Origin of the sequence: uncultured Dialister sp., from assembly GCF_937959425.1 — a bacterium.
Lineage (GTDB): Bacteria > Bacillota > Negativicutes > Veillonellales > Dialisteraceae > Dialister.
The window spans coordinates 1-14,139 of sequence record NZ_CALGPS010000226.1; the positions used below are offsets into that span (position 1 = coordinate 1).

10 protein-coding genes are annotated in these 14,139 nt (G+C 46.8%); 5 read left to right on the top strand and 5 right to left on the bottom strand.

Features of this window, described 5'->3' with window-relative positions; genetic code table 11:
• Positions 1-209 precede the first annotated feature (209 nt).
• Together Q0482_RS09755 and Q0482_RS09760 are read left to right on the top strand one after the other, a co-directional pair.
• A complete protein-coding gene (locus Q0482_RS09755; protein ID WP_299145877.1) occupies positions 210-857 on the top strand; it encodes an A24 family peptidase in 648 nt (215 codons plus the stop codon).
• A 24-nt stretch (positions 858-881) separates the two neighbouring features.
• Positions 882-2,243 carry a pilus assembly protein TadG-related protein gene (locus Q0482_RS09760; protein WP_299145879.1) on the top strand — a complete coding sequence of 454 codons (1,362 nt, stop codon included), beginning with the start codon at positions 882-884 and terminating at the stop codon, positions 2,241-2,243.
• A 550-nt stretch (positions 2,244-2,793) separates the two neighbouring features.
• Here Q0482_RS09760 and Q0482_RS09765 read toward each other — a convergent pair.
• The 5 genes from Q0482_RS09765 to Q0482_RS09785 form a co-directional block, all read right to left on the bottom strand.
• A complete protein-coding gene (locus tag Q0482_RS09765; RefSeq protein ID WP_299145881.1) occupies positions 2,794-3,009 on the bottom strand; it encodes a hypothetical protein in 216 nt (71 codons plus the stop codon).
• Between the two features lie 16 nt (positions 3,010-3,025).
• Entirely contained in the window at positions 3,026-3,313 is a 288-nt protein-coding gene (locus Q0482_RS09770; RefSeq protein ID WP_299145883.1) for a hypothetical protein, read from the bottom strand.
• A 67-nt stretch (positions 3,314-3,380) separates the two neighbouring features.
• Positions 3,381-4,379: a hypothetical protein gene (locus Q0482_RS09775; RefSeq protein ID WP_299145885.1), complete on the bottom strand. Its 999-nt coding sequence runs from the start codon at positions 4,377-4,379 to the stop codon at positions 3,381-3,383.
• Between the two features lie 1,277 nt (positions 4,380-5,656).
• Positions 5,657-7,336, bottom strand: a complete 1,680-nt coding sequence (locus Q0482_RS09780; protein WP_299145887.1) for a hypothetical protein — start codon at positions 7,334-7,336, stop codon at positions 5,657-5,659.
• 4 nt (positions 7,337-7,340) lie between these two features.
• Positions 7,341-8,909, bottom strand: coding sequence for an NAD(P)/FAD-dependent oxidoreductase (locus Q0482_RS09785; protein WP_299145889.1), 1,569 nt, complete (start codon positions 8,907-8,909; stop codon positions 7,341-7,343).
• 232 nt (positions 8,910-9,141) lie between these two features.
• Here Q0482_RS09785 and Q0482_RS09790 point away from each other — a divergent pair, with 232 nt between their 5' ends.
• The 3 genes from Q0482_RS09790 (at position 9,142) to Q0482_RS09800 (ending at position 13,911) form a co-directional block, all read left to right on the top strand.
• Positions 9,142-10,695, top strand: coding sequence for a hypothetical protein (locus Q0482_RS09790; protein WP_299145891.1), 1,554 nt, complete (start codon positions 9,142-9,144; stop codon positions 10,693-10,695).
• A 550-nt stretch (positions 10,696-11,245) separates the two neighbouring features.
• Positions 11,246-12,181: a Flp pilus assembly protein CpaB gene (gene cpaB, locus Q0482_RS09795; RefSeq protein WP_299145892.1), complete on the top strand. Its 936-nt coding sequence runs from the start codon at positions 11,246-11,248 to the stop codon at positions 12,179-12,181.
• On the top strand, positions 12,181-13,911 hold the full coding sequence (locus Q0482_RS09800) for a pilus assembly protein N-terminal domain-containing protein (protein WP_299145894.1): 1,731 nt from the start codon (positions 12,181-12,183) through the stop codon (positions 13,909-13,911). The genes cpaB and Q0482_RS09800 overlap by 1 nt, the downstream gene beginning before the upstream one ends.
• Positions 13,912-14,139: the final 228 nt, after the last annotated feature.

Sequence of the window (14,139 nt, forward strand, 5' to 3'; positions counted from 1 at the left end):
CACCGGGCTATACCATACACGCCGAACTGGCGCACAACTTAAGAACCCTCCGGCCAAAGGCCGGTCAATCCTAAGAATCCTTTTTCCCCCCCAGTTGGTACTCCGTACCATCTTTCCCTCCGCAGGTGGAACAACAAGGCGTTTTGAACCCGAGACGCGAAGCGGCTCCACATTGTGGTATAATAAAAGCAAAAAGACAAGGAGACTGTATGACTACTTCATTTTATCTCTATGCTCTTTTAGTGGCGGTCCTGGCGCTGGCTCTTTCCCTGGGGGGATCCCGGTGGATTGAGGCTCTATATGGGAAAAACAGGGACATCCTGACCTTTCCGGAAGAGGTGGAAAGGCGGGGACGGTGGCGGCCCTATGTACTGGGCGTTCTTTTCTTCGCCTGCGGCATCCGCTTTCTTTTCATGACCTCCGGGCTCCCTCTTTTCTTTCTCCTTTTCATGACGGCCCTGCTGCTTCTTATGACAATGACAGACTTTGAGCAGTACTGCCTCTTCGACAGCATGATGATTCCTCTGGCTCTGGGGGGCATGGCCCTCACGGCGGTGTATCCTTCCCTCTTTACTGACCACGCCCTGGCGGCAGCCGGCGGCGGGGTGGTGTTCTTCCTGCTGGGCATCCTTTCCCGGGGTGCCCTGGGGGGAGGGGACATCAAACTCATGGCCTGTCTGGGCCTTTGGCTTGGGACCGACGCCCTCATCTTCGTGGCGGCGGCAGGCAGCATCTTCGGCGGCCTCTCGGCCCTGGTGCTCCTCCTTCTTGGTAAAAAGAAACGGAAAAGCGCCTTCGCCTACGGCCCCTACTTCACCCTTACTACCTTAGCCCTGCTTCTTATTCGCGGATTATAACCCCTTTTTCAGGAGGTGCTCCCTATGCGTTTTGAAATGTGTAAATCCAAAGCCCAGAAGGGGGCTTTTCTTGTGGTGGCAGCGCTTATGGTGCCCGTTTTCTTCTTATTCGGCGCTTTAGCCATGGATTTAGGGGAAATCTGGGCCTATTATTCCAAGATGCAGAATGCAGTGGATGCGGCGGCATTGGCCGGAGCTTCTAATTTTCTTGAGTCTGAAGGAGATAAAATTGATGGAATTGGTAAAATAGATGTGGTAAATCATGCACATGCGGATGCATATGCTAAAAGATATCTGATAGAAAATTTGGGTGTAGATGCTGTTAATCAGGGAACCCAAAAATATTTAGCTAAAAGCGTACAGGACGATGAAAATCATTCAACACATTCCTATTATCGAGTTGAAGCTTCTCAACCTATTCCACTGATTTTTATGAGAATCATTGGTCAAGATGAATTTACTGTAAAAGTTGCAGCAGTTTCATTAATTGGAACCACTCATCAAGGTGATGGAATGCAATTTTCGCCATTGTTTGCCGCGAAAAATGGGCTTTGGGGCAATTTTAATAGTGACAACAGGAATCAAATTCATAATACATATGATGGAGATATGGTTGTTGCAGATAAGACGTTTTATGATGCTCATGTTAATGACGAAAAATATAAGTTCTTTATAGGTGATGCGTTCGGTAAAAATTATAATGAAGTCAACAATGAAAATTGGTATAAGAGAATGAAATACCAAGAAAGTTCAGATTTTGATGATATTGCAGAGAAAACCGATGCTGCGATAAAGAAAATAATTTCTGATAATAGATATACATATGATGGACTTAATTATGAGGGAGACCAGAATTACAACAGAATGAAGATTCCTTTCCTGAATCGGGATTATAGTTATTATTATATTAATACTGATGCTGGTAATTTTGACATTGACCTGTACAATATTCCAGGTGATGTTAACAAACCGGTTTATATTTATATAGAAGGTAAGAAAAGTCAGATTCAAGTAAATCTTCAAGCTAATATAGAGCGCCCGGTTATTTTCTGCTATTTAGGACATGCTAATTATGGAGAAAGAAATGAGTGGTATATTCAGACCGATTCAACCTTTAAGATGGCAGCTAATGGATATAACTTTAATGGGATGGTATACACACCATATGCTCATGCTGAAATAAACTTTGATGGTCGTTCGACTTTTACAGGATCCGTTTATGCAGGCTCTATTAATTTCCCTTCAAACTGGGGCAAGTTTGTCTATAAAGATTACCATGTGCTGCAAGGTAGTTCTGGCAGTTCAGGTAGTTCTGGTTCTTCGTCTGATGATTCCAATGATAATGTGCGTTTAATTAATAATAATGCAATCTCTTGGGATCAATAATACAATAACCCTTAAAAAGAGTTTCTAATTAACTGGCAATTGTTTTATCAATGCAAAACACCACAAGGAAACCCGGTGTCCTGACTGCCCAATGAGTTCGGTGTCTGCATGGTCTACGGCCGCTGCTGTACGAGGTACGACGGCGCGCGCCATACACGAGTCTCCCGTCATTTCTGCAGGATTTGGACTGCATTTCCGGATTTCCCTGTGGTATTTCTTTTTTGCCTGATCAGGCGGGGAGTGAAAGCGGTTAACCCATGGACGACTGCTCTTCATAAAATACATCCCTATGGCCATCTTGGGAAAATATGATGAGCGTTTTTCCATTCCTCAGGTCTTTCACATCCCGCTACTATATAAATAGAAAAAATCGCTTTTATGTGAACGTCCTTTTAAAAATTTTTTGATTCCATAGAAAAAGACCCTGCTCATCATAAGCAGGGCTTTTTTATACAGAAAATTACCGGCTCACGGTCATGCGAATTCCACCTCTTTTATTACTCTATCCACACTTTCTTCACTCAGGTTGCACATGGTGTTCAATTCTAACCTATTTTCCCAGGGCTTTACGTACGTCAGCCCGCATTTCCGTGGGGACGTTCAGCGCATCCATGGCCTGGTTTATGTCCAGCCTCAAATTGACCATCACATTTCTTACAGATTCTATGGCGTCGCTTCTTTTTACGGATTTAGTGACAGAATCGGTTACGGATTTAGTTACTCTCTCAGTTACTCTATCCACAATACCTTCACTCAGGTTGCACATGGTGTTCAGCTCCAGCCTATTTTCCCAAGGCCTTGCGGACATCAGCTCTCATTTCCGTGGGGATATTCAGCGCATCCATGGCCTGGTTTATGTCTAATCTCAGATTAACCATCAGATTTCTTACAGATTCTATGGCATCACTTCTTTTGACGGATTTGGTCACGGATTTGGTTACGGATTTGGTTACGGAGTCGGTTACAGATTTGGTTACAGATTTGGTTACTCGTTCAGTTACTTCATCGGTTACCCTTGCGGTTACTCTTTCCGTTACTCTATCCACAATTCCTTCACTCAGGTTGCACATGGTGTTCAGCTCCTCTCTTTGGTCTGTTTCATACTGCAGAGAACAGCGCTTTGGGGATGATGATATATTATTGGCTCACAGCCATACGGATTTCATCCCTTAACTCTTTCGGTATCCTGAGAGCATCCATGGCCTTGTCCGAACTCCAGCCGGTAGAAATCATCAGATTTCTGACATCCTCAATCGATCTCTGCTTTGTTACGGATTCAGTTACTTCCGCGGTTACTCTCTCAGTTACTCTCTCAGTCACTCTCTCAGTTACTCTATCTACAATACCTTCACTCAGGTTGCACATGGTGTTCAGCTCCTCTCTTTGTTCTTCTGTCAGATGAATGTTGTATTTCTCTTTCAGTATTTCATTTCTTTCATCGCCGGACATATTTTCTTTCCGGAACAGCAGCTGCAGCAGTCCTATGAGGCGGTTTCTGACTTTTTCATCGCTCAGGTAAATCATGACTACGTTCAGCAGGTCGTAGGATTTTTGATTGGCCTTGTACCGGTGAAGAAGGTGCTCTTCTTTCATGCGATAACGGTTGATGGCACTTTGGCCATTGGGAGAATCCATACAGATGAATATGCTGTAAACTTTTTTGATTTTATTATAATCGGAGCCTTCAAACTCTCGCTCCTTCTGGCTGGAAATAATGCGGCTCACATAGTACAGCGCCCTTTTTAGTATGTCATATCCAAGGGTGGAGGCCCTCTGTGTTTTCTGGGCTTCCACATTAATAATAAGGGTAATCAGGTCGCCTGATTCCGGGGCTTTGGCGTGGAAAAGGATGTCAAAAGTGACCCAGCCTTCTGTGGGGCTCGATTCCTCATTCCGGTCGCCCTGGATTTTTTTCGTGACGGCATTGGTCTTGTCCTGGTTCACAGGTATCTGGCTGACTTCCGGCGTTCCTTCAATGTAGACATTGGCAATATCTTCTATGGAAGTATTCTTGAATTCGGAAACCGTGCTTTTCAGAATGTGAGCCAGTATGGATTTGTCGGATAGGATATTTTTTGCGCTCTGGTCATACCGGGGTTCGCCGTAACCCATGAGCCGGTCTTCTGCAGTGTCCATTTTCCGCACCACCTCCTTCTGTATCTATTTTATCATAGTTTGAAAAGTCCAATTTTTACAAGTTTACCCTGCAGGTCATTCGTGAATAGATAACAGTGGATGGGGCTGCATGGTACCTGCGTCAATGCGGCCAGTACCATCGGGCCGTGAGATTTCTCCACTTCACTTCGTTACGGTCGAAATGACGATAGGGCGGGGGCACTTGTGTCAATCGTCACTTTCTGAAATGACGGTGAGCTGCCCGGCACCCCGTCATCTCGAGCGGAGCGGCAGGCCGGTATGGGGATAAATGTGGCCAGCTCTATTGAAACGCAGAGTCGAGAGATCTTCGGTCACAATGTGGCTTGTGCCATTGAGGAATGGGATTTCTCCACTGCGGTCGAAATGACGATAGGGCGGGGGCACTTGTGTCAATCGTCATCTTTTGAAATGACAGTAAGCTGCCTGGCACCCCGTCATCTCGAGCGGGGCGGTATGCCGGTATGGAGATAAATGTGGTCAGCTCTATTGAGACTCCGAGTCGAGAGATTTCCGGTCACAATGCGGCTTGTGCCATTGAGGAATGAGATTTCTCCACTCCACTTCGTTACGGTCGAAATGACGATAGGGCGGGGGCACTTGTGTCAATCGTCACCTTCTGAAATGACTGTAAGCTGCCCGGCACCCGTCATTTCGAGTGGGGCGGTATGCCATTGTGGGGATAAATGTGGTCAGCTCTATTGAAACGCAGAGTCGAGAGATCTCATGCCACAATGCGGCTTGTGCCATTGAGTGATGAGATTTCTCCACTCCACTTCGCTGCGGTCGAAATGACAGAAAAATGCCAATAAAAAACACCACAAGGAAATCCGGTGTCCTGACTGCCCAATGAGTTCGGTGTCTGCATGGTCTACGGCCGCTGCTGTACGGGGTACGACGGCGCGCGCCATACACGAGTCTCCCGTCATTTCTGCAGAATTTGGACTGCATTTCCGGATTTCCCTGTGGCATTTGTTTCTTTTTTGCCTGATCAGGCAGGGAGTGAAAGAGGTTAACCAATGGACGCCTGCTCTTCATAAATCCATTCCCTATGGCCATTAGATCTTGGGAAAATATGATGAGCGTTTTTCCATTCCTCAGGTCTTTCACATCCCTCTACTATATAAATACCGCGAGATTCAAAAATGTGAAGGTCCGCATCCAAAATTTTCTGAAAAAGTTTCTTTATTATGCTAAAGAAAGCCTGCTGCTATGCACTGCAGCAGGCTTTTTGAAATTATGATTGAAAATCCGGTTTGCTACTCCGGCTGGTATTTATAGACCCGGTACTTGCACTTGAGACTTTTCCGTTCTTCCGTACTAAGCGAGTCGTCCGTATCAGAATCCCATAGAAGGACATAGTCCTTATCGTTTTTCAAATAGGCATAGAGAGGGTCAATGGATGTGGTGAGCAGATGAGTAAAGTGATACTGCTTCATGAAATCATGGTAGTCTACATAGCCGTATAAAAGGTCTAAATATTCTGAGAATACATCTTTTTTGTGATTTAGCTTAGGAAGAAATACCTCTGCCCGCGTATCCATATAACAGGGAATACCACGAAATTCTGCGTAGGGACCATCGTTGTATCCGGTCCATAGAGAAATAGGGCGGTCAGAGCTGTCTTCTTCGATGATGTCAATGCTTTTCTTTAAAGCTGGATTCACGAGTGGCTTATTGAAGTACAGATAGCCTATTGGTACCAGAAGAAGCAGAAGTAAAGTGGCAAAGAGATTTCTTGCATTACCCCTTAATTCATCCTGCTTGGCTCTGTCTTTCCAAAGAACATAGGCACCGGCCGTTGATAACAGAAAAAGCAGTCCTACGATAATGCAGAGAGGAGCCATCTTTTCTGCAGGAATGGTGTTCTTTATAAAAAGGAAGAATACGCCTACAAGGGCAGCAGCATACATGAGTACCATCATAGGCCATGTCCGTTTCCAGGCAGCAGGTTCCTTTTCTTTTCTTTTAAAGGAGAAACCGTGAAGAATGGAAGCCAGGGGAAAAAGGCCGGCAATCAGGAATAGGAAAATGCTTCGAATGGCAAGAAATGACATAAGAGCTGTGCCGGCAAAGAGAAGCACACAATGAAGGGGCAGAGGATTGCGTGCGTAGATTACGATGAGAATAAGAATGATAGGCAGTATGAGGGAAGCGTAAGTATTAGACCCCAGAGATAGTGGATGCATTTCTGTAACGAGAGAGTTGATTCCTTCATAGCCGTAGGAATGGAATGCGTAGGTCATAGCTTCTATGCCGTAGGGATTGATGAATCCTGCAGCCAAAATAGGAAGCCAGAGAAGGACTGTGTATTTCCATTTCCATAGGAAACTATGGTGGAACCAGGGAATCCTGGTCCCAAATATTGACTCTGCTACATAGGGAAGAATGAAGACGGACATCATGGGCCACATGGCAGCGTGAATATTGATGAGCAGGAGTGACAAAATAAAAAACAGACCATAAATCAGCAGTGGCGGTCGTTTTCTATTTTTAAAATATTCCAAAGTGTAAAGCTCAATAAGAAAAATAAGTCCCGAGATGACCTGCGGCCTTTGGCAGAAATAAAATGACAGGAGCACAGCGGCACCTGCAGTCATCGTTCTGGACACCGCAACATCATGATCATCTACTAACTGGAGCAGTTTGTAGAATATAAAAACAAACATAGCGCCCATAATCCAGTTGAAAAGGAGCATGCCCTGCATTTGGCCTATTTCATAGATTTTCCAAAGTCCCAGTGCAAAGAGCCACTGCTGCATGACGAAATGGAATCCTTCGTGAATGGTAAAGGGTTCAGTATGGGGAATTCCGTAGTTTTCCACATAGCGGCCGGAGTTCAGGAGGAACCATCCGTCATTATCAAAGCGTGTAGTGAACAATAGAAGGATGGAAGCAATGAGGAGGATAAAGAGAATAGAAGAGATCTTATTTTTCACAGTTCTATTCCTCCTCTGTACTGATTTCCTGATAATCGGATTCCGTATTCACTTTCCAAAGTGAAGTCTTATCGGTTTTGTTTTCATTGATTAATTTAACCGCTTCCATGGCACTGAGCATGGAATGGTCCATGTTGTTATAACGGTGCTGGCCGTTCCGTCCGATGCAGTAGAGGTTGGGAATGGTATCCAGCTCCTTCTGCAGAAGTGGAAATTCTTTATAGCTGCCATAGTAGGCAGGGTAGGCTTTCTGCATCCGTACTACATGACCTTCCTTCACGGCGCCCGGTCGGATGACATGAATCTTCTGCAGTTCCTTTTCCGCAAAGGCAAGGAAATCGGAGTCGTCCATGGACCAGAGGCTGTCCCCTTCCTGACAGAAATATTCAAGGCCGATCCATACGGTGTGAAGAGGATCCTTCACCAGATAGGGAGACCAGTTGTTAAAGACCTGGAGGCGGCCGATTTTTACTTCCGGCTCCTGAATATAAATCCAGCAGTCCGGAATGATATGGTTTAATGTTTTGTGGTGGGTGTGGTTTGAGAGCTCCAGCCGGTCTACCAGAAGGCCGGCTGTCATGAAGTCGCGGTAGGGAAGGTCATGGGCCACTTGCGCTGCCTCTTTGCTGACCCAGTCTTCGGGCAGAGCGGATACCAGGTCTTTCACAGGCATACTGGAAAGGATATAGTCTGCCTTGACTTCCTGAATCTTTCCTTCTTTATCTTTATACAATACATGGGTGAGTTTCTTATCATCGGTTCCTTTGAAGCCAATGGTTTCCGCATTCATGCGGATTTCTCCGCCCAGACGAAGCACCTCATCCCGGAGGCATTCATAAAATTCACCGGGGCCGTACTTGGGGTAGGAAAAGCGTTCAATGAGAGACGTCTGTACTTCTTTGGGCTGCAGGTGGAAGGCCCGCTGGAAGAAATCCTTCAGTACGGCGCCGATGGAAATTCCCTTGATACGCTGGCTGCCCCAGTCGGCGGAGAGATTCTTCGGCGATTTCCCCCATACCTTTTCCGTGTAGCCTTCAAAGAATGTCTGGTACAGCTTTTTTCCGAACCGGTTAATCATGAAGTCTTCCAGGGTAACTTCCTTCCTTTTATGGAAGCAGGAATGAAGATAGGAGAAGCCCATGCCGGTCATGCGAAAAAGTCCCAGGTTCCTGATGGTTGTGGGATTCAGAGAAACGGGATAGTCGAAAAATTTATGAAGGTAGAGTATGCGTGATACCCGCTGACGGTTCAGGAAGACAGCGTCCTCTTTTTCCGGGTCCGCTCCGGCGGGATCCAGTTCACATTCCCGCTGAAGGATGCGGTCATCCATGGCAGGAGCCGAGGCCCTGGGCATGATGGTATCCCAGAGATTCTGCACCTCATGGCTTTTAGTGAAGAAGCGGTGGCCGCCGATATCCATACGGTTGCCGGAAAAATTGACGGTTCTGGAAAGACCGCCTACCATATCGTCCTTTTCCAGAATAATAGGATGAATGTCCGTTTGCTTTAAAAGTTCATAGGCCGCTGTCAGTCCTGCAGGGCCGGCGCCGATAATCACAGCAGTTTTAGTCATTAATATAAACCTTCCTGTTTCGCTTTGGAAAATTCTGTATAAACCTATTATAATATATATATCTATTTTTTAGAATGATGATTTTTGCATAATGTTTTGCCATAAAACATCATATGAATAAAGAACATGACAGGAAGTAAAAACGATTAGTTATTTTATGAAGCCATATGATTAAGATATAATTCGGCTGCTATCCAGATAGGGCGCGGGAAATTCTAAAAGGAGAAATGTTTTGGAAATGACTGCTAAGAAAAAAGAAAAGTGTTTTTTATATGATATGATTCCTGCACCTCTTTGGACGATTGTCCTATTTATTGGTCTGATTCCAGGATTGAAACCGCTTTCTGTAGACAACTATTACCAGATTGCCATAGGAAAGATTATTGTGGGAAGCGGTATTCCCCATGAGATTCCCCTTACGGTTCATACGGCAGAGCATCTGCCTTATATGGCCCAGCAGTGGCTGTTCATGGTTTTTGACTATGGCGTCTACTCGTCCTTTGGCTTTACAGGACTTTTCTTCTGCGGTCTTGTCCTGAATATGCTTCTTGTTTATGCAGTGTACAGGATGCTGCTTTGTATCGGTAAAGGCCGTAGAATCATTGCCTATCCTGCAGCGGTACTATTGGGATTTTTCCCTGTGCTTATGAGAACGATGCAGATGCTCAGGCCCTACTATATTACATGCATCCTCCTTGCATTGGAAATCATCATTATGGAACGAGCGAGAACGGGGGATAAAACTAAACAGCAGCTTTTGGCTTTCCCTGTCTTATCTATCCTTTCCATCAACTTTCACGCGGCCATGTGGCCTATGCTGCTTGTTATGATTCTTCCCTATGCAGCGGAAAACCTGTGCCTGAAAGTGCCTTTTGCAAAAAAGTATTTTTATCAGGAAAATCCAGTACCTGTACGGCTCCTTGCCGGTGGAGCCCTGTTGATTATCGTTGCAGGTTTCTTGAATCCATACGGAACGGAAGCAATGACTTATGGGATTCAATCTTATGGACTTGATATACTTCGTCAATATTCTTCAGAAATGATATCTCCTTTTTATAATGCTCCGGTATGGGCGGTTATTATTATTGCTTTTATGGGGCTTGATTTGGGGCTTACTCTTCGATTCCATATTCCTTTATCCTATCTTTTCCTATCCTTAGGCGTTGGAATCATGGCACTGCTTTCTTTCCGCTCCCTTCTCCTTTTCCTCATGTTTTTTATGGCGCCGGCAGTTTATTTGTCTTCTAGGTTTAAACCGATACGGCTTTCCAGAAAGTGGGGGCCAGTGATTTTTATGATTCTTGCTGCTCTTCAGGTTTATCTTTTTGAAATAGTGCGTCCCTGGCATTTTTATTCTCCCGTGCATCATACGCTCATCAATGGTGCAAATGCAATAAAGGAAGATGCTGAAGCGTATGGACAGGGCCAGGCTAAAATATTTGGACCGGGATTCTTGCTTAATTATTTTATGCTCCAGGGATATCAGGTGTATGTATTTTCAAGTGATGAGGTTTTTACAGAGAAAATGAACAGAAAACATGACATTATCCGGGAATTTTTGGATATCGACAGCGGCAGGATACCTGTTTCTTTTCTGGAATCCCAATATGGAATTCAGTATTATGCGGTAAATAAAGATATGAGACTCTATGACTTCTTGAAACATTCGACTGCATTTACGCTCATTTATGATTCAGGAAAGGATGAGGATTTCTTAACTCAAAGTGAAAAGATGAATATCTGCATTTATCGTGGGCCGGCTGCTGATAAAGAAAATATCTTGTGATGTATTATATACAGTATTACAACCAGCGTCTGTACATGGGGAATATGATCCACCAGGCGGAAAGCCTTTCCGGGAAAAATCTGGTGCTGAAGGTACCGGAGAAACCGGATATGTTAAAGAAAAATGGGCGCTGCTCACAGGCATGCATGCTTTTTCGATACCTGTGGAGAGGATGTAAACCATTGGAGGAACGTGGCGTTTGCCAGATATTATGGAATCAAGGGAATTTACAGAGAGGACGGAGAAGAGAAATAGAGGAGACTATTACTGCCTATAGAAAAATCTTATATCGCTTTTTGCCTGTTTTACAACCATAATCCTCTTTTTCATTTTCTCCTTAGTAGCAGTAGATTCTGTGTTATGCTAAAATGATTTCAAGAAATATATGTATTTTACAACACATACATGGGGGAATCGGGGATGAATGGCACAGCATGAATCGGGCAGGAAAACATTTCAGGTTCTGCCGTTTTTGATTCACCCATTTTTTACGGTATAAGGGGGAGCGGAGTTGAAACTATCAGATAAGCTATCGGGCGCCATTGAGCGTATGTCTCCAAGAAAGCTGCTGCTGCTTTGCGGCCTGGCGGCTATTCTTGTATTCATGATTATTTATTTCATCCTGTCGTCTATATTCTCTGATAAAAAGGAACCACAGCCTCAGGCTGCGGCCATGGTGCCGGTGATTGAGGCGTCCAGGGACATCGAGCCCCAGACGGTGATTACGGAAGACATGGTAAAGGCGGTGGATGTATCGTCCAACCTGGTTCCTACCGGTGCCCTCACTGATAAGAATGCGGTGGTAGGGAAGAAGGCAGGCACCACCATCCTTTCCGGCGATGTGATTACGGCGAGGAAGCTGTCCCAGAAGGCAGGCGGCTTTGTGGGCCTCATTCCGGAAGGCATGAGAGCGGTATCCTTCTCCGTGAATGACGTCACCGGCGTTTCCGGCTTTGCGAAACCGGGAGACAAGGTGGATATTCTTCTGGTCACTTCCAGAGAGGGCATGGACCGCATTACGTCGAAAATCCTTCTGAAGGATGTGCTCATTCTGGCGGTGAATAAGAGCAGCGGCCAGCCACAGCCGCAGCCCCAGAAAACAGACAAAGACGGCAAGAACCTGCCCGATGGCAGTGCGCCGAGGCAGACCTCTTCCAGCACCGCATCCATCGGCACGCCGTCGGTGGTGACGGTGGCTCTGACACCCTACGATGCGGCTAAGCTCATCGCTTCCACCCAGATCGGCCAGCTGCAGATGCTGCTCCGTCCGACGAATGATGACGGGGATCATTATGTTGGCTACTATGTCATTCCCCTTCCTAAAGCGGAAGCGCCTAAGCCGGTACAGCAGGCTGCGCCTCAGCCGATGTATGCGGCACCTCAGCCTGCATCCGCTCCGGCAGTTTCCATTTCTTCCGGCGGCGCACCAAGCGGTTTCTCCGGTATTGAAGTGATTCGTGGTACTAATGTAAGCAGGGGGCAGTGATGATGAATAAACAGTTAAAACGTTTGGGCCTCCTGGTAACGGCGGCCATGATTGGTGCGGCAGGAAATGTCTTTGCCGCCGATATTCTCAATGTGTCAGTGAACGGATCCCGGTACATGGAAGACTCCGGCATTACCCGTCTGGCTGTGGGAAATCCGGATATTGCGGATATCCGTCTCCTTTCCAACAATGATTACCTGGTAGTAGGGAAGAAGGCCGGCTCCACCTCCCTTTTGGTTTGGTCTAATAACGGCCGCCAGGAATACAATGTGTACGTTTCCGGCGACGATGAAGGCACGGAAAAGGCAATCCAGAAGGCCATCGGCTATCCTGGCGTCAAGGTACAGATGATGAACGGCAAGGTTCTTCTCCGGGGCAAGGTGAGGAACCAGTATGAGCACGATTCCGCTGTCAAAGTAGCACAGCTCTATCTGGGAAGCGGCGGAGGAAATGCCTCTTCTGCCACCGCTAATGGCGAAAGCCAGGGGGCAGCCACAGACTCCAATATCATCGACCTTCTGGATATGACAAACCCCAGTCAGGTGCGGCTGGAAGCACAGATTATCGAAATCAATACGTCTGCTGAAAGGGATCTGGGTATCCAGTACTGGTCTCCGACCCTTGGGAATACATCAACAACGAATGCCTTTGGTGAAACGACTTCAACAGATATTACCCGGGGCTCGTCCAACCTCTTTTATGTAGGGGAAAATTTCAGAAATCCAAGGGGCAGCTTCGGCTGGCTGGGGAGCCATATTTCCAACATGAATGCATCTCTGCAGGCACTGGTAACGGAAGGCAAGGCCAGGATTTTGTCCCGCCCTTCTATTACCACCATGAGCGGACAGAAGGCAAATATCCTCATCGGCGGCCGTATCCCCATTCCTACCTCTGCCGGTGACGGCCAGATTGCTATCGACTGGCGGGAATACGGTATCCGTCTCAACATCGAACCGGTGGTGGATGCGGATAATAAGATTACCTCCAAGGTCCACGCCGAAGTGTCCACCCTGGACTATGGCCACAGCGTGGTGGAAAATGATTTTTCCATCCCTGCCATCGCTTCCCGCGAGGCTGACGCCGTTATCAACGTACGTTCCGGCATGACCATGGCCATCGGCGGTCTCCTGAACTCCCAGGACGGCAAGACGGTGACAAAGATTCCCCTTCTGGGCGATATTCCCATTATCGGACAGTTCTTCCGCCATACCCAGAAAACAAGGGATAACCGGGAACTCCTCATCCTCATTACCCCCACCCTGGTGTCCGACGAAACGCCGGTATCCATGAGCCAGCGCATGAAAGGCGCCTACGAAACCAATGAACGGAACCTCCGCAATGCGGAAAGAGTAAACGTAAACACCCCCGTCAAACCGGGAACCGTACAGGAAGAAACCGACATCTTCGGCGATAAACCGGGAGAAGACAATGGAGATACGGTGATTCTGGAAGAAAAGCCAAAACAAGAGGCCCCCTCCCACGTCCTTCGTACCACTGACGAAAAAGGCGAAACCGTCTACGTCCCCATGACAGAAGAAGACTACGCCGAACAGAAGGATAACCTGCAGGTGGTAGGAGTAGAAAAGACACCGGTGCCTGAAGGGGCAGAGAAAGTGCCGGTGGTTAAGCGTGCGAAAGTCGAGCGCCCCATAGACACCACCGCCGCGGATAAAGAAAAGAAAGATATCCGCGAACGGGTGAAGGCCGTGATGGATGGGTACGCCAGGTAGAAAGGGGCGCGGCTTCGCCGCAGGTTATGGCCGCTAGCGCGGCGGGTTGTGTAAAAAGGTTGTGTTCGCTTACGCTCAAGGTGAAGGTGGCGGCGCACAAGTAAAGAAGCGCCGCAAAATATAATTTTTGCACTTTGGCACACTGATACACTTTATGCGTGATAGCAGTCCGAAAAGGGGCGCGGCTTCGCCGCAGGTTATGGCCGCTAGCGCGGCGGGTTGTGTAAA

Excerpts from the sequence above, each read along its gene's own strand:
- Q0482_RS09755 (WP_299145877.1), top strand. The coding sequence starts at position 210 with ATGACTACTTCATTTTATCTCTATGCTCTTTTAGTGGCGGTCCTGGCG.
- Q0482_RS09760 (WP_299145879.1), top strand. The coding sequence starts at position 882 with ATGCGTTTTGAAATGTGTAAATCCAAAGCCCAGAAGGGGGCTTTTCTT.
- Q0482_RS09765 (WP_299145881.1), bottom strand. The coding sequence starts at position 3,009 with ATGTGCAACCTGAGTGAAGGTATTGTGGATAGAGTAACTGAGAGAGTA.
- Q0482_RS09770 (WP_299145883.1), bottom strand. The coding sequence starts at position 3,313 with ATGTGCAACCTGAGTGAAGGAATTGTGGATAGAGTAACGGAAAGAGTA.
- Q0482_RS09775 (WP_299145885.1), bottom strand. The coding sequence starts at position 4,379 with ATGGACACTGCAGAAGACCGGCTCATGGGTTACGGCGAACCCCGGTAT.
- Q0482_RS09785 (WP_299145889.1), bottom strand. The coding sequence starts at position 8,909 with ATGACTAAAACTGCTGTGATTATCGGCGCCGGCCCTGCAGGACTGACA.
- cpaB (WP_299145892.1), top strand. The coding sequence starts at position 11,246 with ATGTCTCCAAGAAAGCTGCTGCTGCTTTGCGGCCTGGCGGCTATTCTT.
- Q0482_RS09800 (WP_299145894.1), top strand. The coding sequence starts at position 12,181 with ATGATGAATAAACAGTTAAAACGTTTGGGCCTCCTGGTAACGGCGGCC.